Source organism: Bradyrhizobium sp. SRL28, from assembly GCF_018596315.1.
In the GTDB taxonomy this organism is placed as follows: Bacteria; Pseudomonadota; Alphaproteobacteria; order Rhizobiales; family Xanthobacteraceae; genus Bradyrhizobium.
In genome coordinates this window covers 89,761-113,059 of record NZ_JAHEAG010000022.1, presented here as the reverse complement: position 1 = coordinate 113,059, position 23,299 = coordinate 89,761, and the positions used below count along the sequence as shown (strand labels likewise).

General features: G+C 64.0%; 20 protein-coding genes. 7 read left to right on the top strand and 13 right to left on the bottom strand.

Annotated elements, in window-relative coordinates; translation table 11 throughout:
• Window positions 1-41: 41 nt before the first annotated feature.
• The 7 genes from KIP88_RS31035 to KIP88_RS31005 form a co-directional block, all read right to left on the bottom strand.
• A complete protein-coding gene (locus tag KIP88_RS31035) occupies window positions 42-1,757 on the bottom strand; it encodes an iron ABC transporter permease (RefSeq protein ID WP_214491935.1) in 1,716 nt (571 codons plus the stop codon).
• A 129-nt stretch (window positions 1,758-1,886) separates the two neighbouring features.
• Complete coding sequence (locus KIP88_RS31030) at window positions 1,887-2,954, bottom strand: ABC transporter substrate-binding protein (RefSeq protein ID WP_214491934.1); 1,068 nt, start codon at window positions 2,952-2,954, stop codon at window positions 1,887-1,889.
• A gap of 24 nt (window positions 2,955-2,978) precedes the next feature.
• Window positions 2,979-4,049, bottom strand: coding sequence for an ABC transporter ATP-binding protein (locus KIP88_RS31025; RefSeq protein ID WP_308163678.1), 1,071 nt, complete (start codon window positions 4,047-4,049; stop codon window positions 2,979-2,981).
• A gap of 305 nt (window positions 4,050-4,354) precedes the next feature.
• Entirely contained in the window at window positions 4,355-5,539 is a 1,185-nt protein-coding gene (locus tag KIP88_RS31020) for an alanine--glyoxylate aminotransferase family protein (RefSeq protein ID WP_214491932.1), read from the bottom strand.
• Window positions 5,540-5,705: 166 nt separating this feature from the next.
• Window positions 5,706-6,542: an LssY C-terminal domain-containing protein gene (locus tag KIP88_RS31015; RefSeq protein ID WP_214491931.1), complete on the bottom strand. Its 837-nt coding sequence runs from the start codon at window positions 6,540-6,542 to the stop codon at window positions 5,706-5,708.
• Window positions 6,543-6,596: 54 nt separating this feature from the next.
• Entirely contained in the window at window positions 6,597-7,328 is a 732-nt protein-coding gene (locus KIP88_RS31010; protein ID WP_214491960.1) for a thermonuclease family protein, read from the bottom strand.
• Between the two features lie 204 nt (window positions 7,329-7,532).
• On the bottom strand, window positions 7,533-9,266 hold the full coding sequence (locus KIP88_RS31005; RefSeq protein WP_214491930.1) for a hypothetical protein: 1,734 nt from the start codon (window positions 9,264-9,266) through the stop codon (window positions 7,533-7,535).
• A gap of 375 nt (window positions 9,267-9,641) precedes the next feature.
• Between KIP88_RS31005 and KIP88_RS31000 the strand changes: the two genes are divergently transcribed.
• The gene (locus KIP88_RS31000; protein WP_214491929.1) at window positions 9,642-10,481 is read left to right on the top strand and encodes a caspase family protein; all 840 of its coding nucleotides are present in this window, start codon (window positions 9,642-9,644) and stop codon (window positions 10,479-10,481) included.
• A gap of 210 nt (window positions 10,482-10,691) precedes the next feature.
• Here KIP88_RS31000 and KIP88_RS30995 read toward each other — a convergent pair whose 3' ends face one another.
• The 4 genes from KIP88_RS30995 to KIP88_RS30980 form a co-directional block, all read right to left on the bottom strand.
• Window positions 10,692-10,973, bottom strand: a complete 282-nt coding sequence (locus KIP88_RS30995) for a GIY-YIG nuclease family protein (protein ID WP_057848341.1) — start codon at window positions 10,971-10,973, stop codon at window positions 10,692-10,694.
• A 159-nt stretch (window positions 10,974-11,132) separates the two neighbouring features.
• A complete protein-coding gene (locus KIP88_RS30990) occupies window positions 11,133-12,023 on the bottom strand; it encodes an efflux RND transporter periplasmic adaptor subunit (RefSeq protein WP_214491928.1) in 891 nt (296 codons plus the stop codon).
• Between the two features lie 70 nt (window positions 12,024-12,093).
• A complete protein-coding gene (locus KIP88_RS30985) occupies window positions 12,094-12,963 on the bottom strand; it encodes an alpha/beta fold hydrolase (protein ID WP_214491927.1) in 870 nt (289 codons plus the stop codon).
• An 81-nt stretch (window positions 12,964-13,044) separates the two neighbouring features.
• The gene (locus tag KIP88_RS30980; RefSeq protein WP_214491926.1) at window positions 13,045-13,917 is read right to left on the bottom strand and encodes a class I SAM-dependent methyltransferase; all 873 of its coding nucleotides are present in this window, start codon (window positions 13,915-13,917) and stop codon (window positions 13,045-13,047) included.
• A gap of 225 nt (window positions 13,918-14,142) precedes the next feature.
• Here KIP88_RS30980 and KIP88_RS30975 point away from each other — a divergent pair, with 225 nt between their 5' ends.
• From KIP88_RS30975 to KIP88_RS30955, 5 genes are all read left to right on the top strand, one after another.
• Complete coding sequence (locus tag KIP88_RS30975) at window positions 14,143-15,717, top strand: winged helix-turn-helix domain-containing protein (protein ID WP_214491925.1); 1,575 nt, start codon at window positions 14,143-14,145, stop codon at window positions 15,715-15,717.
• A 124-nt stretch (window positions 15,718-15,841) separates the two neighbouring features.
• Entirely contained in the window at window positions 15,842-16,069 is a 228-nt protein-coding gene (locus KIP88_RS30970) for a tautomerase family protein (RefSeq protein ID WP_214491924.1), read from the top strand.
• Window positions 16,070-16,271: 202 nt separating this feature from the next.
• Window positions 16,272-16,538, top strand: a complete 267-nt coding sequence (locus KIP88_RS30965) for a DUF1127 domain-containing protein (RefSeq protein ID WP_214491923.1) — start codon at window positions 16,272-16,274, stop codon at window positions 16,536-16,538.
• 322 nt (window positions 16,539-16,860) lie between these two features.
• A complete protein-coding gene (locus tag KIP88_RS30960; protein WP_214491922.1) occupies window positions 16,861-17,091 on the top strand; it encodes an AbrB/MazE/SpoVT family DNA-binding domain-containing protein in 231 nt (76 codons plus the stop codon).
• On the top strand, window positions 17,088-17,492 hold the full coding sequence (locus tag KIP88_RS30955; protein WP_214491921.1) for a PIN domain-containing protein: 405 nt from the start codon (window positions 17,088-17,090) through the stop codon (window positions 17,490-17,492). Before KIP88_RS30960 ends, KIP88_RS30955 begins: the two co-directional genes overlap by 4 nt.
• A gap of 24 nt (window positions 17,493-17,516) precedes the next feature.
• Here KIP88_RS30955 and KIP88_RS30950 read toward each other — a convergent pair whose 3' ends face one another.
• Window positions 17,517-19,970 (bottom strand): adenylate/guanylate cyclase domain-containing protein, encoded by a 2,454-nt coding sequence (locus KIP88_RS30950; RefSeq protein ID WP_214491920.1) that lies wholly within the window; start codon window positions 19,968-19,970, stop codon window positions 17,517-17,519.
• A gap of 198 nt (window positions 19,971-20,168) precedes the next feature.
• Complete coding sequence (locus KIP88_RS30945) at window positions 20,169-22,244, bottom strand: AsmA family protein (RefSeq protein WP_214491919.1); 2,076 nt, start codon at window positions 22,242-22,244, stop codon at window positions 20,169-20,171.
• Between the two features lie 219 nt (window positions 22,245-22,463).
• On the opposite strand from KIP88_RS30945, the gene KIP88_RS30940 reads away from it, so the two are divergent.
• On the top strand, window positions 22,464-23,138 hold the full coding sequence (locus KIP88_RS30940) for a Crp/Fnr family transcriptional regulator (RefSeq protein ID WP_214491918.1): 675 nt from the start codon (window positions 22,464-22,466) through the stop codon (window positions 23,136-23,138).
• Window positions 23,139-23,299: the final 161 nt, after the last annotated feature.

Sequence of the window (23,299 nt, the reverse complement as noted above, 5' to 3'; positions counted from 1 at the left end):
GGAATGGTGGGCACGCTGCGCTTTGCCCACCCTACGAATCTCTAGTTATTCCGCAACCTCGCCGCGGCGCCGCCGCCGAACACCGGAATCCTGTTCACCGCCAGCACCACCGCGAACGTAATCACCAGCATCGCGATGCCCAGCACCGAAATCGCCGCGAGGTCGCCGCTTTCGTTGAGGTCGTAGATCAGGACAGACAGCACCTTGGTCTGCGAGGTGAACAGCACGATTGCTGCGGATAGTTCGCGCATCACGCCGATGAAGATGAAGCACCAGGTCGCGATCACGCCGGTGCGCAGCAAGGGCGCGGTGATCTGGCGCAGCGTCTGCAGTCGCGTCGCGCCGAGGATGCGGCTGGCGTCTTCCAGCTCGGGGTGAATGGTCGCGAATGCGGCCTGCAACTGCTGATAGGCCGAGGGGAGATTGATGGTGAGGAACGCCACCAGCAGGATCCACAGCGTGCCGTAGAGCACGAAGGGCGGCCGCGTGTAGCTCAGGAACAGCCCGACGCCGAGCACGATGCCGGGCACTGCAACCGGCGCGGTCGCGAGAAAGCCGAGCACGCGATGGCTCGCGATCACGCGGCGGGTCGTGACATAGGCGACGACCAGCGCGAGGATCGTGCCGATGGTCGCCGTCGATGCGCCCAGGATCACCGTGTTTTTCAGCGCGAGCTGGGTCGACGACAATTCGGTGAAGACGAACACGATGTTGTGCAGCGTCGCTGTCGACGGCGTCACCAGCGTGGTCGCGTTCGGCGAAAATGCCGCATTGAGCAGCGCGAAATAGGGCAGGAACACCGGATTGAGCAGTACGATCAGGCAAAACGCCAGCGCCGCCCAGCGCCACCCCTTCATCTCGATCGGACGCGGCGCACCATACTTGCCGCCGACGACAGAAAAGCCGCGGCGGCCGAGCAGGAACTTCTGGCCCTGCAGCAGCAGGATCGTCAGCAGCAGCAGCGGCACGGCCGCGGCGGCAGCGAGTTCGAGCTTCGGCGGATACTGGAACAGGCTCCAGATTTTCGTCGTCATGGTGTGGAAGCCCGCCGGCAGCGCCAGGATCGCGGGCGATCCGAACAGCGTCATCGCCTGCAAGAACGCGATCAGCGCGCCGGCGACCAGCGCGGGCAGCGCCAGCGGTATCGTGACGCGCCGCGCCGTGGTCCATGCCTTGCCGCCGAGAATGGCGGAGGCGTCTTCCAATTCTCCCGGCATATTGTCGAGCGCGTTGGCGACCAGCACGAACACGAACGGGAAGGTGTAGCAGGAGATCACGAAGATCAGCCCGGGCAGCGAATAGATGTTGAACAGAGGGTCTTCGGCACCGGTGAGATAGCGATAAAGCTGGTTCAGCATGCCGCTGTTCGGCGCCGCCAGCAATTCCCAGGCGACCGCGCCGAGAAAGGGCGGCGTGACGAACGAAGCCGTCACCAGCGCGCGGATGGTCTGCCGCCCCGGCATGTCGGTGCGTGACACCAGCCAGCCGATCGGAGCTGCAACGATGCAGCAAATCACCGCCGAGGAGGTGGCGATGATCGCGGTGGTCAGCAGCGGATCGAGGAAGGCGGGGTCGGTAAAAAGCGTGACGAAATTCTGCAGCGTCGGATGCCGCGCCTTGTCCGTGAAGGCGTAGAGCATTAGCCACGACATCGGCAGCACGATCAGCACGATCATGAAGGCCGCGAACAGCCACAGCACCGGTTTTGTCCAATCGATGCGGAATTTTGGGGTGTCGGTGGTTGCTGCGATAGTCATTTGATCCACAGGCAAGGTGTTCTCCTCATCCTGAGGAGCGGCGTCTTCGCCGCGTCTCGAAGGATGAAAGCCACGGTGGCCTCATGGTTCGAGACGGCGCTTCGCGCCTCCTCACCATGAGGAGATAGTTCAAACCCTGAACAGCCGCGCATAGCGCGTCTTGATCTCTTCAGCCATTTTCTCGACGCCCTCCGCATCCTCTTTCATCAGCTTGATGTCGGAAATCTTTCGCCTTCCCGGCTTCGACTGCACCTGCGGGTGAACCGAATACTGCGCGGTGAAGTCGCAAAAGAACTGCTGGGTTTCACGCGTGTGCAGCCAGGCCTGGAACAGTTTTGCGGCGTTGGGGTGCTGCGCGGTCTTGAAGATGCCGGTCGGCCCGGAAATCGTGGGCGTACCCTCGACAGGATAAACCGGCTCGACCGGCTGGCCGGCTTCCTTCAACAGCACGATGCCATATTCGTTGCCATCGGCCATCACGGCGCGCTCGCCGAGCGACAGCTTCTTCGGCGGATCGGTCGATGACTGCACCTGCATCACGCGCTGCTTTGCAAGTTTCTCCACGTACTCCCAGCCAAGTTCGCGCACCATTTGGAACGTCGCGGTCATGATGGTGCCGCTATAGGCGGGGTGTCCTTTCACCATCTTGCCCGCCCATTTGGGATCGAGCAGATCGGCAAAGCTTTTTGGCGCATCCTCCGCTTTCACAAGGTTGGTGTTGTAGGCGATCGACGACAGCCACACGCGCGAGGTCGCGAACATGCCGTCGGGGTCGCGATAGCTGTCCGGAAAATGTTTGGCGACGTCCTCGGGCACAAACGGCATCAGCCAGCCGTTTTTCTTCCAGCTGATGAAGTGCGAGGCATCGGAAGAGTTGACGATATCCGCGGCGCGAATGTTGCTCGCAAATTCCTGGTCGATCCGCTGAAACAGCCGTTCCGAGCCGGAGCGTTCGATCTGGATGGTTACGCCCGGAAAGGCAGCCTCGAACGCCTTGCCGAGCTTTTCGCCGACCGGCAGGTCCATCGAGGAATAGAAGATCAGTTTGCCTTCCTTCTTCGCCGCCTCCACCAGCGTCGGCGTGATCGCGACCGGCTCCGGCGCCTGAGCACGAACGGGAGAGGCGAATACGGTTCCGGCGGCCAGCGCGACTGAGCCTTGCAGGATGTTGCGCCGTGAAAGTTTTCGTCCCTCCATCGCGTCCTCCCGTTTCTTCTTGTTTTACCGGCTCAGCGCCCGGCAGCGCTCGGGCGGCAGCGTCAGCCAGACCTCGCTGCCCTTTTGCACGTTGGTTTCGGTCGGTGTGGTGGCACGCAAACTGGTGCCGTCCGCCACCTCGACCATGTAGTCTCGCGCGGCTCCGAGATAGACCTGTCGCGTGACGACGGCCTTGATCGCATTCTCTGATGAAGCCGGCGCCTGCGTCGACAGTCCGATATCGTGCTGGCGGATCGCGACCACGGCGTCCTGGCCTGCCGCGAGCGGCGCGCCGACCACCTTCAACGTCGCGCCAGCGAAGGCAACATGGTTGGCGTCGCGCGAGGTGCCCTTGATGACGTTGCTGGCGCCGATGAAGCGGGCGACGAATTCGGACTCAGGCCGCGCGTAGATGTCCTCGGGCGTGCCGAGCTGGTCGATCCGCCCGCCATTCATGACCGCGATCATGTCGGCCGTGGTCATGGCCTCGGACTGGTCGTGGGTGACATAGACGGTGGTGTAGCGATACTCGTCGTGCAGGCGGCGGATTTCGAACCGCATCTCCTCGCGCAGATTGGCATCGAGGTTGGAGAGCGGCTCGTCGAGCAGCAACGTCTCCGGCTCGACGATCAGCGCGCGCGCCAGTGCCACGCGCTGCTGCTGCCCGCCGGAGAGTTCGCCGGGATATCGCTGCGCCAGCGCGTCGAGCTTGGTCGTGGCCAAAATCGCCGCGAGTTTTTTCGCAATCGTGTCGCGGTCAAGTTTACGCAGGCGCAGCCCATAAACGATGTTTTCCGTCACCGTCATGTGCGGCCACAGCGCGTAGCTCTGGAAAATCATCGACATGCTGCGCTGCTCGGGCGGCAGCGTGCGCGCTTTCGACGACACCAGCCGCTCGCCGACATGGATCTCGCCGTCGGATGGCTCCAGGAAGCCCGCAATCAGCCGCAGCGTCGTGGTCTTGCCGCAGCCGGAGGGCCCGAGCAGGCAGACCAGTTGTCCATGGCCGATTTTCAATGAGACGTTATCGACCACCGCAAGCGAGCCAAATCGCTTGGTCAGGCCGCGCAAATCAACGGACGCCAATCGCCTCACTCCCACTCTTGTTCGTGCACGGATCAGCGCCCGGCTTGGTATGCCAGTATACGTACAAAAACGGGATGGGAAAGGGAGTTGGCGCGTGAGCGCGAAAGGATATGCGGTCCGCGTCGTCCCTGCGAACGCAGGGACCTATACGCCGCGGCCGTTGTGGAGGGCACGCGGCACGGCGGCTTCGCTTCAGTAGCCACAGCCCTAGTTGACTAACGGAGAGCGTCAGTCACCACGCTATCATCGATAGATCACGCGGTATGGGTCCCTGCGTTCGCAGGGACGACAGCTTAGGCCGGCGATAGTCGCTCTCACGCCGCGACGTTCTCGCCGAGATATTCGATCGCGGCTTCGGTTCCGCCCTTGCCGTGCGGGATGCCGAGCGCATTGAGGCCGACCTCGACGACGCCGAGCGTGCCCAGAATCATCGGCGCATTCACATGGCCCATATGGGCGATGCGAAACGCCTGGCCGGAGAGGTCGCCGATGCCGGTGCCCAGCACCACGCCGCATTTCTCCTTGCAGTAACGCTGCAGCGCGGCCGGATCGAAGCCGTTCATCGTCACCGTCGTCACCGTGTTGGAGCGCTCATTGGCTTCCGCGATATTGAAGCCGATCACCTGACCCTCGGACCACGCCGCCACCGCGCGGCGCACCGCTTCGCCGAGCAGGCTATGACGCAGAAATGCGTTCTCCAGTCCCTCGACATGGAGCATGTCGATCGCCTTGCGCAGCGCGAACAGCAAATGCACCGGCGCAGTGCCGGCATATTTGCGGTAGTGCTCAGCTCCTTCGCGCTCGGTCCAGTCCCAATAGGGCGTGCGCAGATTGGCCTTCTTGTGCACTTCTCGGGCGCGGTCGTTGGCGGCGACGAAGCCCAAGCCCGGCGGCGTCATCAGGCCCTTCTGCGAGCCGGACATCGCGACATCGATGCCCCATTTGTCCATCTCGAACGGCATGCAGCCGAGCGAGGCGACCGTATCGACCATAAACAGCGCCGGATGTCCGGTAGATTTGATCGCCTTGCCGATCGCTTCGATATCGTTATAGGCGCCGGAGGCAGTATCGACCTGGACAGCTACGATCGCCTTGATGCGGTGATCCTTGTCCTGCTTCAGCCGCGCCTCGACCTCGGCGGGACGGATCGCGCGGCGCCAGTCGCCCTTGAGCACCTCGACCTCGACGCCCATCGCCGCCGCCGCCTGACCCCAGCCGATCGCAAAGCGTCCGCTCTCCAGCACCAGGAGCTTGTCGCCGCGCGACAGCACGTTGGAAAGCGTCGCTTCCCACGCGCCATGGCCATTGGCGATGTAGATGTAGGACTTGCCTTTGGTGGCGAACAGTTTTGACAGATCGGCGAGCAGGCTGTCGGTCAGTTCCAGCATCTGTTCGGAATAGATATCGAGCGCCGGCCGATGCATCGCCTGCAGCACCTCGTCGGGCATGGTGGTAGGTCCGGGGATGGCCAGAAATTCCCGGCCCGCGCGAACGGTCATTTTTTGGTTGTCCTTATTGATAAGTACGCGGAATCGAAGCGCATGAGGTTTGGGCGTCATAGTATTGGATTGGAGCCGTCATTGCGAGCGCAGCGAAGCAATCCAGAGCTGCAAAATAGGTCAAATTGCACTCATTGCTCTTCACAACAACGGCAATCCGCACATCCTATTTCCCCACAGCGTTGGCGATCGCGCGCCAGATCTGATCCTTCAATTCGGTTGCCGGCGGGCTCGGGATCGTCACCGCTGGCCCTTCGCGCTTTTTGCAGGCTTCGACCAGGCGCAGCACCCAGATTTCGCCGTCGGTGTAATAGAGGTCGCCGCCGCCATTATGGCCCGCAATCGTCGGCCCGATGCCGGTGACCTGATATTTCGCCTCGACCATGCCGGCGTTTTCGAGATCAGCCGCAAGCAGCGCGCGCTCGGCGTCGAGGTCGGGGCTGATATGGTGCGTAACGGCTATAGTGTATTTGCTGACGCCGACGCCGCGATCCTCTGTCGCCGCTCCAAGCCAGACCGGTCGCTTCTCCGCGCCGCTCTCCAGCACCTTCCAGTAGCGCACATGGTTGCGCCGGTCGGCGCTGGCCCCGATCGGCTTTTCATAGGCGAGATCCTCGCGGCGGCCGAGATAATAGAGATTGCTCACCGGCGCGTCCTTGTAGGGACGGTCGAGTAGCACGCTGCCGATGATCTCGATCGAGGATTTCAGCGTGATCTGGTCGGCCGGATACCAGCCGGCGGCGTGCATCGCGCAGACCACGTCTTTGGTTTCGCCGACCAGCCCGACATTGATTGGATCGCCGGGAATGCCCTGGCCGGTCCGCGTCACCATCGGTAATTGGGCGAGGCCTTTTTGATGTTCGTAATGGGTCCAGAATAACGGCAGTATCAGATAGGCGACGGCGCCGTAGACGATGACAACGAGCAGCAAGATCCAAGCAGCGCGCTTCCACCGCGAACGCTTCGGCCTGGCCGGAGATTGCGCGCCATTGGTGTCGGTCACATCCAGCGCTCCGCGATGTCAGGCCCCGAAGGGTAGTACGTCTGGGCTATGGTGCTACCGCCGCGTCTCGCGGCAGCCGGCGAGTTCGGCTTCCTCGACCGAGCAGAACCAGCGCGTGCCCTTTGAGATCTTCATCTCGATCTTCGCATACCAGCGGCTCGTCGGCTGGTGATAGATGCACTCGCCGGAGCGGTTGACGTTGCCCTTGATGGTGCAGTCGGGCGAGGGCGCTACCGGTCCCGATGCCGACGCCAGCAGGATCGCCTTGGCGTTCTCCGGCGGTTTAACCGCGCCGAGAATGGCGGTCTTCTTGTTGCGGATGCGCCAGTCCCACGGCGCGATGAACGCGCCCTGCCACATCCCGGCCTGGGCCTCGCGCGCGGCCTTTTCGTCGGCTTCGTAGTCGCGCGAGATCCGCGTCAGCGCCAGCGCCCAGCCGTTCGACACCAGCCATTTCTGGATGTCCTCGCCGTCGGCCTGGCAACGCGCCACGATACGGCCGCGGCGATCGACGGCGCCCCTGGTCTGGCAGGTCCAGCTCTTGCCGCCAAAGTGCTTGATCAGTTCGTCGCGTGCGGCGGCGCCGCAGGTCCAGCGCTCGCTTTTGGTGTTGAGGCAGAGCTGATCGGCGGCCGGCGCGTCGATGCCGCCGAGACGAATGCGGTGGTTGCCGATCTGGAGCTGATCGCCTTCGCGGATTTTCGGGACGCCGGTGATGTCGGCCGCCTGCGCGATGGCGGGGAGCGACAGCAGTACAATGGCGGACAGCAATTTCCGTAAATTCATCGGCAGTCCCAGCGGAATGATGCGCAACAATTCGGCGGATTGTGCGGACAAAGGGTCCGCCTTGCCAGAGCCAGACCGTCGCATCGCTGTCAACTTCCTGTCATTGCGGAATCGTAGCCCGGATGGAGCGAAGCGCAATCCGGGACAGTTTCGCAGGGCGGTTACAGTTTTCCCGGATTTCGCTTCGCTCCATCCGGGCTACGTTCATACTTTGCCCTTCATCATCACTCCCCGCGCCAACGCCAGCCCCATCAGCACAAACGCCGATGTCACCTCGGGGCCGCCGACGAGAATCCGCGTCGGCGTCTTCATCTTGTTCCATTCATAGGCCTTGTACGGCCCATGCCTTCCGCCCTCGCCGAGGCTGGCGACAATGACGTGCAGCGCTGGCGCGAACGTTTTCACATCGGCGCCGAGATGCGCCAGCGCCATCAGCGCCAGCGCGGCGTCGAACGTGTTCATCTCGCGCGCGATCAATTCACCTTCGACATACGCCAGCACTTTGCCACGGATGAAGGCGAACGTGCCGTCCGGATCGATCGCCCGCCGCGCCGCTGATGGCAACGCCATGAACGCGGCATGGCAGCGGCCGAAATAGGCGGAGTAGAGTTCCGGCAGATAATAGATATGCGAGCGCGGATTGGCGAAGGCCCCGCTTTCGACCAGCCGCCGCTGGAAGCCGATGATGCGATGCACCGTCTCCAGCCGCGAAGGCGTCTCCAGGATCTTCCAGCGTTTCAGGTTGCGGAAGGAGACTTCGAGAATGTCGAGATTGAGCGTGGGATCGAGGTCGTTGCCATAGGGCCGGTCGCCCTCAAGGTTGTCGATCCAGGTGACGACGCCGCCCTCGTAATCGATGTTGTCGTTCAGGGGCACGGTGACGCGCGGCTCGTTGGCGCCCTCGCGCACCTGATAGCCGCGGTAGAAATCCAAGAGCGGCTGGTCGAGGATCGGATCGGTCGAGCCGGCCTGGGTAGCCGCCGAGAACGAACACGCGGTGGTGTCACAGTCAGGCACGTAGATACCGAAGCCGAGGTCCTGCTTGATCTGGGCGAAGAAGCGCGAGAAGCGCGGATGCGGTAGCGGCGCCAGCGCGGTGATCACGCGCACCGTGGAGCCGTCATGCGAGGGCACTTCCTCGGCTGAGGTCTTGAGGCAGAAATCCACCATGTCCGCGATCGCTCGCCGTGACGCTGTGGCCTCATCGGCTGACGCCAGCCCGGTCTCGACATAGCTCAGCAGCGCCTCGGTGAAGAAGGCGTCGTAATAGGCCGAGCGGTGGCGGATCTGCATCGGCTGCCACATCGGCTCAGCGATCCCGGTCCAGGGCGGGTTGATCAGCGCGCGGGCCGGCGAATGCGCGATGAAGATCCGCGCCAGGCTGAACAAGAGCGTCGAGTTCTTGTAGCCGCGCGAGTTCAGCCCGGTCAGCGCCATCAGCATTTCGCGCCCGCCCATGTCGGGGTCGCCGATCAGGTTGAAGGCGGCATAGGTCGGGATGAAGCCGTTCTTGGCGAACGAGCGCAGGAGATGGGCGCCGCAGCGGCGGATCACCCGATCGATCTCGCTTCCGTCAGGCGTCCGGCCAGTTGCCGCCGCCGGCTGCGGGGAGGGGTGGTGCACGCCGATATCGGCCATCAACTCGGCGATCGGGGCGCCGACCGCGGCCCAGTCCGGCTCGGCCTCGTCGCGCGCCCGCCGGAGCGCCTCCTGCAAGGTGCCGAGCCGCTTCTCATCTCGCAGCGCCGGTAGCCCGGTCCGCCGCAGCAGCGGCCGCAGCGCCGGATTGCCCAGCGCGGTCCGATAGAACTGGCCGAGATGGGGGTCGCCGCCGCGGTATTTCAGCAGCACGGGATCGCAGACGTCGTACAGCGAGGGGCCGTCTTTCCGCGCGGTCAGCGACCGATATGCGGCGCCGGCAATGGTGTGGAAGCCCATTCAGTTTCTTTCCGCCGGAACGGTGAAGGGAGGGTCGCGTTGAGCATGGCATACAGCTCAAGGCGGCCACCGCCGGCCGGATCGGGCCTGCAAGCCTTTGAAAACTAGACAAATCCGTGAAAAATACAAATGTGATCTAGGTCACTTAGCTAGAATTAACCTTCCGCCAGTATCGGCAACAACTGGGACCATGCGTCAAACGAGGTTGTTCGGGAGGGCCCGACAGGCTAAAAGCCCGGTTGTTGCGGTGCCGCAAATTGAGCGCAATTGGCCGGCACACAGCTTGCAACCCCTTCAAACCTGAACGGTCCTCACGCGACTAACTGGCGCGGTCTTGCTTTGGCGCCTTTGGAAAAACTTGGGAATGGTACAGCGATGAACATCGGTCAGCTCCGCATTTCCCGCCGCAGCCTCACCATTGCCGTTGCTTTCGCAGGCCTGGTGTCGCTGGCGATCGGCGCCCATGCGGCGTTGAACAAGCGTTCGCTCGACGTGGCCAAGGCGATCGGAACCGAACAGACCGGCTCGATCGGCGCGTCGGCCAGCCGCGTTGCCCTGGTGATCGGCAACGGCCATTACCCGGATGCGTCGGCCCCGCTCGCTCAGCCCATCAACGATGCCCGCGGCCTCACCGCCGCGCTGCGCGGCAAGGGCTTTGACGTCGACGTGGTCGAGGACGCCACCAAGGACGACATGGCCCGCGCCATCGTCCGCCTGAAGGCCAAGATCAAGCCGGACACCGTGGCGATGCTGTTCTTCGGCGGCTATGGCGTCCAGGTCGGCCGCGAGAGTTTCATGATCCCGGTCGATGCTGCGATCTGGAAGGAAGCCGACGTCCGCCGCGACGGCGTCTCGATCGAACAGGTGCTGGACGCGATGACCGAGAAGGGCGCCAAGGCCAAGCTCGTCGTCGTCGATGCCTCCCGCCGCAACCCATATGAGCGCCGTTTCCGTTCCTACTCCCACGGCCTCGCCCCGATCTCCGCGCCGGAAAACGCGCTGATCCTGACCTCGGCGACGCCGGGTAAGGTGGCCGATGACGGCAAGGGCCAGTACAGCGTGCTGGTGACCGAGCTCTTGAACAATCTGAGTTCGCAGTCCGGCGCCGCCACCGCCTTCAACAAGACCCGCATCTCCATCTCCCGCGCCTCTGACGGCGAGCAGGTGCCGCAGGTGTCGTCGTCGCTGCTGGAAGACGTCCGCATCGGCGGGTGAGGGCGCGTTCGCGCACATCCCTATCAACACGTCGTCCCTGCGAACGCAGGGACCCATACCGCGTGATCCATCGATGAAGCGTGGTGGCTGACGCTCTGCCAACTACCGCTGTCGCTTGCTGAACCGAAGCCGTCTTCCAATGTGCCCTTCACACCGGCCGCGGCGTATGGGCCCCTGCTTTCGCAGGGGCGACGAGAGAGTGAGCTTCCCTCAAACAATCAGATCGCTGAGATCGCGCCACTCCAGATTCTCGCGCTCGATCAGCTCGATCTTCCAATCGCGCTTCCAGCGCTTGAGCTGCTTTTCACGGGCAATCGCTTCATCCGGCCGTTCGAACGCCTCGACATAAACCAGCCGGTAAACGCCGTAGGTTTTGACAAACGAGGAGCCCTCGCCATTGCGGTGCTGCTCCATCCGTTTTGCGAGAGAATTGGTTACCCCGATATACAGAGTCCCATGACGCCGGCTCGCGAGGATGTAAACGTAATACATGCGCGAAACACAAAATTCGATGTCGTCCCTGCGAACGCAGGGACCCATACCGCGTGATCTATCGATGAAGCCCGGTAGCAGACATTCTAACACACAACGAGCGCCGGTGGTTATGGGTCCCTGCGTTCGCAGGGACGACACCGGAGTTGTGGCCGCCAGCTACTTCGCGTCCGCGCTCGCCGTCACCGCGCGCACCGGATCGCCCTCACGCAGCAGCGCGCCGGCGCGCGCCACTACGATGTCGCCTTCGGCCAGCCCCGAGGTGATCTCGACCTGGCCTGCCGACATCAGCCCGGTCTCCACCCGCCGCGTTTCGACGCGCGCGCGCCGCACCACCTGCACCACGGTGCCGGCGGAGCCATAGAGGATGGCGGTGAGCGGCACCGAGACGCCGCAGCTCTGTCCGGTCTTGATCTGCGCGCGGCCCGAGGAATTGACGAGCAGGCGGCGGTTGGTGGTGACGCCGAGGAACACCTGTGCGAGCTGGCTGTTCGGCTCCACTGTGGTTGACAGCCGCCGCACCTTGCCGTCGACCTCGCCGGCGCCGATCACCTTGATCCGCGCGGTCTGGTTGACCTGAAGCTTCTGGATGTCGCGCGTCGGCACCATGCCGACCAGGTCGAACTCGCCGCGCGCGATGATCGAGAACAGCGCTTCGCCCTTAGCCGAAGCCATCGCGCCGACGGAAGCCGTCGAGGCCGAGATCACCCCGCCCACCGGCGCCTGCACCGCGATCTGCCCGCCCTCGGGCAGGGTCAGCCGCGCCAGCACCTGGCCTGCGGTGACGCTGTCGCCCGCATCCACCATCACCTCGGCGACCTTCAGCCCCATCCGCTCGGGCCGCACCTGGTTCTCCTCCCGCGCAATGATGGTGCCGGAGACTTCGACGATATTGGCGAAACAGGCTTTCGCGGCCTTGAGCACGGTGACCGCGGCGCCCTTCGGGGGGACTTCGTCGTCGGCGGCGAGGGCGGGGGAAAGGCAGAGCAAGCCCGCGGCAATCAGGGCAGTGAGTTTCGGCGCAAGGTTGCGCGCAGCAAAGGCGGGCATCGGCAATTCCCTCTCAAATTCAGGGTCTTGGATATCAGAAAGCGCGCCTCGCAGCCAAGCGCCAAGAATGTCACCCCTCCGCCAGGCTGACAGCCTCCGCCGGCGGCGCCTCGAGCGCCAGCGGAACGCCGGCCAGTTCATCCGCACGGGCGATGTGCCGCGCGATCGCGGGATTGATTGATGCCGCATGGGTGAGCGGGAGCATATGGCCGGCGGCCGGCAAATGCCGGACCTCGGCGCCATCCATGATCGCGCCCAGCCGCTGCACGATGCGTTGGGTGAGATAGGGCGACAGCCCTCCCGAAAACAGCAGCGTCGGAACGCGAAGCGAGGCCGCCGCGATCGTGACATTCTCTTCGGCGAACGCCGCCGTGAAGTCGAAGGCAAGCTTGTGGGCGCGCTCGATCATGCGCAGGCGCGCACTGGCCGGCAGCGGATCCTGCGGACCGGACCCGTTCCAGAACTCCATGAACTTGTCGATCGCCTCCAGCATCGATCCATTCCAGACGTCCTCGGAAACCTCATTTGCGACCTGCGCGAAGCGTGCGTGAAGCCTTCGGTCCGCGTCACTCTCGCACAGCAGCGTCGGCAGCACCGGTTCGATCAGCGTCAGGCTGCGCACCCGATGCGCGAACGCCGAACAGGTCGCGATCCTGAACGCAATCGCGCCGCCGTAGGAATGGCCGACGAGATGGATCGGCCCATCCGCGTCGTTGAGCGTGCCGCTCAGGCAGCGGACTTCTTCCGCAAGCGTCAGCGGCAGGTCCAGCGCGCATCCATTGGCGCCATAGCCCGAGATATCGGGGGCGAAAAACGGATGGCTGCGCCCGAGTTCATCGGCGAGCGTCTTCCACTGGCGGCCCGAGCCGAGCGAGCAATGCAGGGCCACGACGCAAGCCTTGTCGCGCTCCGCGCGTGAAATCTGAATCACATTCGTCATCGGAAAACTCCTGATTTGCAGGCGGGACGTCACCAGCGGGGCCATGCGAACGGCCCCGCTTGAATCACCGGAGCGGACGTTTCACTGCTTGGTGATGACGACCTCGAGATATTCGCTGGGCACGACCATCGTGCTGTCGCCGGACCTGTTCATCCGAACGATCAGGGCATGCAGATCGTTATGCAGCTCTTCCTGCTTCGCCGGCTCGAGGGCTGCGAACGCTTTCAGCACCGGGCCGTAATACGTCTTGAACACGTCGAGGAAGTGTGCCGGCGAGCGATAGCGGAACTTGAACAGGCGCGATTCCGCTCTGATCGAGCGCGCGTCCACGTCGAACATTTCGGTCAGCCGCGCGCGCGTTCCCCACAGCGCCGGCGATTTGGTGCCCGCGGGGGGCGGCAGATATTTACCGAGCGTCTTGAAGACCTGTCCGATGAAGCCTTCCGGCGTCCAGTTCGCCAGGCCGATCTGGCCCTTGGGCTTGCAGACCCGCATCAGCTCGGCGGCGGCGCGATCCTGGTTCGGCGTGAACATCACGCCGAAGGTGGAGAGCACCGTGTCGAAGCTGCCATTGTCGAACGGCAGGCTTTCCGCGTCGGCTTCCCTGAATTCGATTTGCATGCCTTCTGCCGCGGCGCGCGCCTGGCCGCGTTCCAGCAACGCCGGCACGTAGTCGGTCGAGGTGACGTCGCACCACCGCCGCGCCGCGGCGAGGCTCGCCATGCCATTGCCGGCGGCGACATCGAGCACCTTTGAGCCGGCCTTGAGATCGAGCGCCTCGCAGAGTTCCTCGCCGACGATTTGCAGCGTCGAGCCGACAATGGCGTAATTGCCTGACGACCACGCGGCTTGTTGACGCGTCTTGAGGGCGGCAAGGTCGGGGGCGGGCTGGGCAGAATCGGCTTGGGCGGGATCTTGGGTTTGCGTCGCTGCGATCGCGGTCTGGGCGGCCATCGGTATCTCCTTATCTGGATCATGCGACCACGGGAGGCGGCCGCGATGAACCGAACATGGCCCTGTCAGGACCTAAAGACTGTGATGCCGGGCTGATTTTGCCTTGAGAGGATCCTGATTTTTCAGTGAGATTTCTTTTTCTGTGAGATTTCTCACACATTCCTGACGGTAAATTCGCTCTACCTCCCTTCGAGTGCGGGACGAAGATTTAACCGGGATGAAGCCGTGCAATTTCATTTTTCAAACCATGTGCTTGATGTCGACCTTCGCGAGCTGACCCGCGGCGGCGAGAGCGTGGCGGTCGAGCCGCAGGTATTCGATCTCCTGGTTCACCTGATCGAAAACCGCGACCACGTCGTCACCAAGGACGATCTGATCGAGACGGTGTGGGATGGCCGCATCGTCTCCGAATCCACGTTGACGAGCCGGATCAACGCCGCGCGCAGGGCGGTCGGCGACAGCGGCAAGGATCAGATCATGATCCGCACGCTTGCGCGAAAAGGCTTTCGCTTCGTCGGCGACGTGCAGCCGCAGCCCGGCGGTGGTGAAGTGCACGCGGGTTCGCCCCAACTCGACCTCACCGGCGAGCCGCTGCACCCGCCACATCAGGCGTTTGATCGAACCGCGATTGCGGTGCTGCCGTTTGCCAATCTCAGCGGCGAGCCGGAGCAGGAATATTTTTCCGAAGGCATCAGCGAAGACATCATCACCGCGCTGTCGAAGCTGCGCTGGTTCTACGTGATCGCGCGGAACTCCTCGTTCATCTACAAGCAGAAATCCGTTCACCACCGACAGATCGGCGAAGAGCTCGGCGTCGGCTACGTCGTCGAGGGCAGCGTACGAAAGGACGGCGACCACGTCCGCATTACCGCCCAGCTGGTCGACGTGGCGACCGGCAGTCACCTCTGGGCGGAGCGCTACGACCGCAATCTCGCCGACGTTTTCGCCGTCCAGGATGAAATCACCCAGGCCGTCGTCGCGGCGATCGAGCCGCAGCTCTACGCCGCCGAGGATTTCAGGGCCCGGCGCAAGGCGCCTGACAACATGGATGCGTGGGACCTGGTGATGCGGGCGCTGTCGCATTACTGGCGCGTGACGCGGCAGGACAATCTGGTCGCGCAGGCACTTTTGGAAAAGGCGATCAGTGTCGATCCCGCTTACGGCCAGGCGCTCAGCCTGCTGGCTTCCTGCCATATGTTCAGCGCCCATATGGGCTGGCAGGAAATGTCCAGGGTCGTCCCAACAGCGGAACGCGCGGCGTTGGCGGCGATCCGGGCCGACAGTGAGGACGCGTGGGCGCACTATGCGCTCGCCAGCGTCTATCTGTTCCACCGGCGCTTCGACGATTGCATCGCCGAATTCGAGCTGGCGCTGCGGCTCAATCCCAATTTCTCGCCCGCGCGCGGCCTTTACGGCGTTGCGCTGTCCTATCGCGGGCGCTGGGAGGAGGGCGATCGCGCCGCGCGCGAGGCGCTGAAATTCTCACCCCGCGATCCCTTTGCCGCGATCTATTGCGGCGTCGCCGCCTATTGCCAGTATGTCGGCAAGAATTACGCGGAGGCGATCCGGCTGTCGCGTGAAGCGCTGCGGCAGCGCACCGACTTTGTCGGCGCTCACCGCGTGCTGACGGCTTCCCTCGGCATGGCCGGCGGCGCTGACACCGCCAAGGCTGCGCTCGACGGCCTCCGCCGCGCCCAGCCCAACATCACGCTCGCCTGGCTGGCAAGCGAACTGCCGTTCGAGCACGACGCGGACAAGGCGCATTACGTGGAAGGGTTTCGGCGCGCGGGTCTGCAATAGCTTCGCGGCGATATATCAAGCGAATCTGGACAGCAAATCACAGGCGTCTGAAAGTCTTGGCCGGCCGTGACGGGCATGTTGACGCTGCCCTCGCTTCCGCGAGGCAACCATCAAGGAGAACTACATGCCGTTGATAGAGGTTCACGTCATCGAGAACGTGTTCAATGCCGAGCAGAAGCGCCAGATGATCAGCAAGCTCACGGACGCCATGGTGTCGATCGAAGGCGAGAACATGCGCGGCGTCACCTGGGTCAAGATTTCCGAAGTCGCGAGCGGCGAATGGGGCGTCGGCGGTCAGCCGTTGACCACGGAAGCTGTCAAGGATCTCGCGGCCGGCCGAAAGGTGGCCTGACGCGCTGTCGGCCTTGCATCGTCGGCGGGCTGGTCCTGCCGTCGGTGCCGCACATCGCTTCCTCATTTTGATCGTTCACGCAGCCGTGTCCGGCGCTCGTCGTCGCGCCGAAGCCTGCTGACACCATGCTGGCAGCAGGCCTTCGATAGAAAGGGTGCCGGCAAGCTCGCCGGGTTCCGGCTGCTCTTGAAAGAAAATAGCCATGACTATGCTGACCACTATTCCGACCTCCGCCACCAGGCCATTTGCCTGGCGAACTGCAGTTTTGCTGGCGCGGCTGCGCCGTCTCATCAACCGCTTCTTCGCAGCGGTGATCGCGCGCCACGAGCGTCACGCCGCGCGCGTAGCCCTGCACAGGCTCGACGACCGCCAGCTCCAGGATCTCGCGATAACCCGCTCCGAAATCGAGAGCAGGCTCGAAGAATTGGCGCAGGCGCGCGCACGAATGCAGCAGCCCGGTTGGCACTGACGGGTGGGTGCGGCGTCGCGGTTTATTGTCAGTATGTCGGCCGGTATTGCGCGTAGGCGATCCGCCTGTCGCCTGAAGCGCTGCGGCAGCGCGCCGACTTTTGTCGGCGCCCACTGCGTGCGGACGGCCTCCCTCGGTATGGCCCGAGGCGCCGATGCAGCCCAACATCGCGTTCGCCTGGCTGGCCAGCGAACTGCCGTTCGAGCACGGGGCGGACAAGGCGCAGGGTGGCGGCCCCTGACGAACGAAAACGGTCCGGCGCCGCCAGGCCTTGAAATGATATCATAAGGATGATATCATTCCTACCTCGCTGGAGGGTGCCATGCAGGTTTCAAAATGGGGTGACAGCTTGGCAGTGCGGCTGCCCAAAGCCCTGGTCGAAAAGATGGGTCTGCGTCCCGGCGACGAGCTCGACATCGTCGACGTGGTCGAGCGAACGCTGATCGTCCAGAAGGAAGACCGCCGCAAGGCGGCGCTCGAGCGCCTGGCTTCCCTCAACTGGACGCTTCCTTCCGATTACAAGTTCGATCGGGACGAGGCGAACGAGCGGTGAAGGCGTTCTTCGATACCAACATTCTCGTCTACACCGCGACTTCGGACGCCAGAAAACAACGGGCGGTGGATTGCCTGAGCCGCGGCGGAGTCGTCAGCGTTCAGGTGCTGAACGAGTTCGTTCACGTCGCCCGCCGCAAGCTTCGTCATGACTGGCCGCAGATCGAACTGGCGCTCGGGCTGTTCCGCGCGTCGCTCGATGACGTCTTGCCCGTCACGCTGAACACGCACACGGGCGCCGTGTCCCTCTCCCGCGAGCACGGCTTGTCGTTCTACGACGCCCTGATCGTCGCCGCCGCCATCGAGGCCGGTTGCGACACGCTGTTCAGCGAAGACATGCAGCATGGCCGCAGCATCGGCGGCCTCGCCATCGTCAATCCGTTTCTCGAAAGTGCACCATAGTCTGCTGCCCACCCTACCAATCAGTTACGACATTTTCTTCCGTCGCGCCGCGGCCGAGGCCGCATCGACGACATTGTCGACTTCTTCGCGCCAGCTCATGATCTCCGCCGCCAAAATCGGATGATTGAACCCCTTCAGATTCAAATCGTCGATCGGCTTTCCCTCCACCCATGGCTCGACCATGCCGTAGACGCGCCGGCTGACCACGATCTGGTTGGCCTTGGCTTCGTCGCACAGGCGCGAGGCGAGGTTGGTGACGCTGCCGATCGCGGCGTATTCCAGCCGCTGCTCGAAACCGATCTGGCCGAGGGTGGCGTAGCCGAGCGCGATGCCGATGCCGAAGCCGAGATTGTGGCCGCGGTTGCGCCACTTGTCGGTCAGCCCGCCGATGGTGTCGCGCATCTCGACAGCCATCCGAACGGCGCGCGCGGTATGGTCGTCGAACTGGATCGGCGCGTTGAACAGGATCATCACGCCGTCGCCGGCATAGCGGTCGAGCGTGCCTTCGTACTTGAAAATAAGCTCGCCGAGCGCGGCGTGATATTCGCGCAGCACGTTCATCGCCTCTTCCGGCTCGGTGGTCTCGGTAAATGCAGTAAAGCCGCGCAGATCGCAGAACACCACCGTCACCTCGCGGCGGTGGCTGTCGAGCAGGCCTTCATGGCCGTCGGAGGAGGCGATCAGTTGCGCCACCTGCGGTGCCAGGAAACGCTCCAGCCGCCGGATGCGCTCGATCTCGCCGAGCTGCGTCTCGACGCGCTCCTCCAGCGATCGGTTCCAATCCTTGAGCTGGATGGTCTGTTCTTGCAGCTTGTCGGCCTGCTCGCGCACAATGTCGTTCGCAGCCAGCAGCTCGCGGCTCTTGTGGTCCACTTCCGTAAACAGCCTCGCATTGCGCATGGCCAGCACCGCCTGGTGCGCAAAGGTTTTCATCAGCCCGATCAGGTTGGCGGAGAATTCGCCGGCGTTCTGCCGCAGCACCACCAGCGAACCCAGAATGCCGGTCTGGTCGACCAGCGGCACCACCAGCACGGAGTTGAAGCCGGCTTCGAGCGCGACGTCGCGCAAGGGATGTTCGGGCGTCGCGCCGAGATGGGGAATGGCGATCGGCTCGCCGCTCGTTGCGGCTTCGCCGAGCGGCGAGTTGTCGGCGTCGATGGCGCGGTGGCCGCCTTCGGCCGATTGGTCGATGCCGATGGATTCGGCAAGGCTGAACTGGTGATTGCCGGCGTCATAGCCGTAGATCAGCACGGCGTCGGCATGGGTGATTTCCAGCGCACGGGCGGCGACGGTGGGCAGCACGGCGTTGAGGTCGAGCGAGGAGGCGACGGCGCGGCCGACTTCCTCGAGCACCTTGAGCTCGTTGATCGATTGCGCCAGATCCCGCGTCCGCTCCTTCACCTTGGATTCGAGGTTCGAATAGGTCTCGGCGAGCTGCCCGGCCATGCCGTTGAACTGGTTGGCCAGTTCCTCCAGTTCGTCCGACGTCTTCACCTCGATGCGGTGGCCGAAATCGCCGGCGCCGAGACGCCGCGCGCCGGCCTGCAGCGCCGTGATCGGCACCAGCATGCGGCGCGCCATGATGATGCCGGCGATGATCGCGACCACGAGGCCGAGCGCGATCAGCAGCGCGATCCGCACCAGTTGATCCCGGATAGGCGTCAGCGCCTGCGCGGTCTCCTGTTCGAAGAACACGTGCCAGCCGAGCTTCGGCACCACGCTCGACGTCGTCAGCACGGCGTTGCCCCTGGCATCGGTGCCCGACGCCGGCGCCACGCCGCCGGGTTTGCTGACGGCTAAGACCTGCGGCAGCTTCGACAGATTCTTGCCGACCTCGGGCCCGGTTGAGGAGGCGGCCAGCACGTCCCCCTTGGAATCGGTGATATAGGCAAACGCCACCTTGCCCACCTGGGCATCGATCAGGAACTCCGACAGGAAGTCGAGATCGATCTCGGCGACGGTGATGCTGCCATCGGCGTGCGGCAGCGCGATCGACATCAACGGCCGCTCGCCGCGGAAATAGGCCGGCGCAAAACTGGAGCCGCGTGCGAGAGTTTCGGTCAGCCTCACGTCGCGGGTGAAATCGACGTTGCTGTCGGGCGTGACGGTCTGGCGCGTCATGCGGAGCTGTTCGCGGCTTTGGGCATTGAGCAGCGAGAGCTGGCTGACCTGCGGCACCTGCCGCAGCAATTGGGCGTAGTCGGCGCGGCGCAGGTCGGTGGTGTTGGAGGAGGCGCGCGTCACCCAGGAAATCTGCCGCTCGAGGTCGGCCATCGATTGCTGGATTCGCTTGGCGGTCGCCTCCGCCTTCTCCGACATGCCGTCGCTCACCGAGCTCTTGATGCCGCGGTAGGTGATCCAGATTTCCATCGCGCCGTTGACCGCCAGCACGAACACGACGAGGCCGACCAGGGCGACGACGTATTTGGCGAACAGGCCTTCGCGCAGGAACCCGACTTTGTCCTTGACCTCGTTCATCCGGACCCTCGTGCGCCACGGCCTGCGCGCGCATCGGTTTGTCACTGGCGCCGGCCTGTCTCGGCAGCCCCGGCATGAGGGCCTTTTTAGCACGGATCGGGGGGCGGGGCTGTGAGCCCGCCAACATGGTTAGCCCCAATTATGGGCAGGATTCGCGGGGAATTCTCCCCGCAAGGGCGGGGTGAGGGAGTGGCAGCCTCACCGGTTAAAAAGCTGCCGCAAGACGTCGTTCATTGGCTGACTGTCCTGCTCGGCGGTCGTATCGCTCGGCGGGGCGGGAGGGGCGGGTTCGGCGGCTGGAGCGTCCTGGGTCGGCGCCTCGGCGGGTGAGGTGCGGCTCGGAATGCTGCGCGAGCCGCTCGGCCGACCGCCGCCCTGGCCTTGGCTCTGGCCGAGGCCGCTCAGGCCCTGCTGCAGGAGATTGCCGAGGGTTTCGCCGAGTTGGCCGCCGAGCGGACTGCCCGGCTGCTGGCTGCCGGTCGCGCCCTGTCCACCGGCGCCGCCTTGTTGTCCGCCGGCCGTTCCCGGCTGTCCGCCGAGCAGGCTGCCGATCGCGGCACCAAGCCCAGCGCCGTTCTGCCCGAACAGGCCCTTGCCCATTTCCTTCAGCTTCGCATAGGCGGCATCGGGATTGTCGAGGATGCCCTGCATCTCCGGATAGATTCGCGGCGCGCCCCACGGGCCCGCGATCATCACGGGGATGCCGAGCCCGACCGGATCGCTGGCGCGGCCCTGGCCTTCGGTGGTCATCACGAGCTTCGGCTCGACGCGGAATCCGATCTGCTTGGTGCCGAGGTCGATGGTGCCGGCGCCGGTCATCTTGACCAGCGGGCCGACCAGATTGAGATCGGTGGTCTGCGCCTGGCCCTTGTCGATCTTGAACGACGCCGACAATTGCGAAAGGTCGGTCGCCTTCTCCTCGCTCTCCTGCCAGCCGGACAAGGTGCTCGCCGTGAGCGAGCGGATCATCTGCGCGACGTTGAGCCCCTTGATGGCACCGTCCTGAAATACGACGAAGGCGGTGCCGGCCATGTTCGACATGATCGCGCGCTGACTGGTGCCGGAGGAGCGCACGCTGATCTTCGCCTGCATCTTGCCGTCGAGCCTGTCGAAGTCGGCGAGGCCCTGCAGCAGCGGAAGCGCGCGCACGCCGGTGAGGTCGGCCCGCATCGCGTAGGTGGGATTGGCGGTGGAGACGTCGACGGTCAGATCGCCATTGGCGTTGCCCTCATAGGCGCCGAGGTTGGAAACCTGCGTCTTCAAGACGCCGCTTGTGAGCGTCGCGTCGATCGCGGCGGGGGTGAAGCGCGCGTCGCCGATCTTGAGCTCGGCCGCGGAAATGCGCGCCTGCAGGTCGATGTAATTGAGGCCGTTGACGTCGATCGTCGCGCTGCTCCAGGGCTGGCCTGCGGAACTGCCGGTGCTGCGCGCCATCGCGACCGCAAGCTTCTGGAAATCGAGGTCGAGCTTCACCAAGGGCTTGCTCGACAGATCCACCGAGGCCCAGCCGTTGAACGCGGCATCGCCGAGCGTGCCGGTAACGCCGTTGATCATCACGACGGAGCCGTTGAGCCGGGCTTCGGCCTTGGCCGTGAGCGGGGCAGGCAAAAGGTCGGGCGCGTCGATCTTGATCTCGGCCGGGATGTTCTGCCGCTCGATCGGGGCTGCGGGCGGCGTCGCCTTGAGCTCGAATTTCAACGGATGGCCGTCCCTGCGGGCGCTGCCGGACACCATGACCTTGCGATCGGAATCGATTGATATGTCGGCGTTGACGGTCTCGATCCTGCGCTCGACACGGTCGCGCAGATTGGAGAGCACGATGGTGCCGCCGGTGACGCTGATGTGTTCGATCGAAAAGGCATCAGTCGCCTTGCCGGCCGCGGGCTTCGAGGGCGAACTGGCCTCCCTCACGCGCTCGCGCCGCAGCGGCAAATTCGCCACCGGACGGACGATGACCAGTTCGGTGATATGCGGCTTGCCGGCCCACAGGCTGGCGAGCGTTACCTCCGCCTCGATGCTTGCGGCCGCGAAGTGGCGGTTGATGTCGCGGTCCTTCGGATCCTGCAGCGTGACATCGTTCAGCGTGATGTTGAGCGACGGCCACAGGCCGATCTTGGCGCCGCCATTGATGGCGAGCTTGTAGCCGGTCTCGCGCTCGACCTGCTCCTGGATCTGCGCCGTCAGGAAGCCAGACGGGATGCCGATCACCAGCAGCAGCGCGATGACGACGATCACGGCCGCGATGGCGGCGCCGGCAAGTTTCAGTGCTTTCATATCGACATTCCAGACCGCGCGAACGGCACTTATTTCGGTGGCGCGAGACGCGGGCGCAACCGGTCAGGCGAGCTTATCCCGGAAAGGGGGTGGGCCAAAGAAGCCAAAAATATTCCGGGGCTACTGCAAAGTTATGTGACTTATGACACACTCGTTGACGTGGGAATCTTGCTAACGGCCTGAGGGGGCGGGTCCGGGCTTATTTTGGAAGGTAGTACAATGAGCAAACAGGCCGAATTTGCGGTCATTTTGAAAATGAACCCGATGTTTGCGGATTTGGGCGCTGACGAATTGCAGCGCATCTCCGGTCTTTGCCACACCGAGCAGCTCGGTCTCGGCGAAATGCTGTTCCAGAAGGGCGATGCCGGCGACGCGCTGTATGGCGTGCGACGCGGCCAGATCCGGATCGAGACCGGCGCCTCCGACGGCAGCCGCCTGACGCTGAATTTCATGGGCCCCGGCGATCTGTTCGGCGAGGTCGCCGTCCTCGACGGCGAGAGCCGCACCGCGGACGCCACCGCCGGCGAGCCGTCGGAACTGTTCGTGCTGCGGCGCGAGGATTTCCTCGCCTTCCTGGAACGCGAGCCCAAGGTCGCGATCAAGATCATGATGCTGCTGTGCCAGCGTATCCGCTGGCAGAGCGAGCGGATGGAGGAATCGGTGCTGCAGCCGCTGCCGGTTCGCCTGGCGCGAAGGCTCTGCGCACTCGCCTCCGATTTCGGTTCCGAGGTGCACATCTCGCAGGAGCAACTCGGCGTCTTCGTCGGCGCCGCCCGCGAGAGCGTCAACCGTCAACTGCAGCTCTGGCGCAAGGACGGCATCCTCGACCTGCAGCGCGGACGGATATTGCTGCAGAACATGACCAAGCTGACGGCGGTGGCGAGGAACGAGTAGGGCCGCGTAATTCGAAGGGGCGGCCTTACTAGTTCCCTTTCGCTCATCCGGGCTACGATTGCACTACCTTGCGAAGTTGCGGGCGAGCCAGTTCATCCTTCGAGTCCCAACTAGCAGTCCACGCTTTCACTTCATCGAGCGGAACCGCCAGTTGGGTTCGT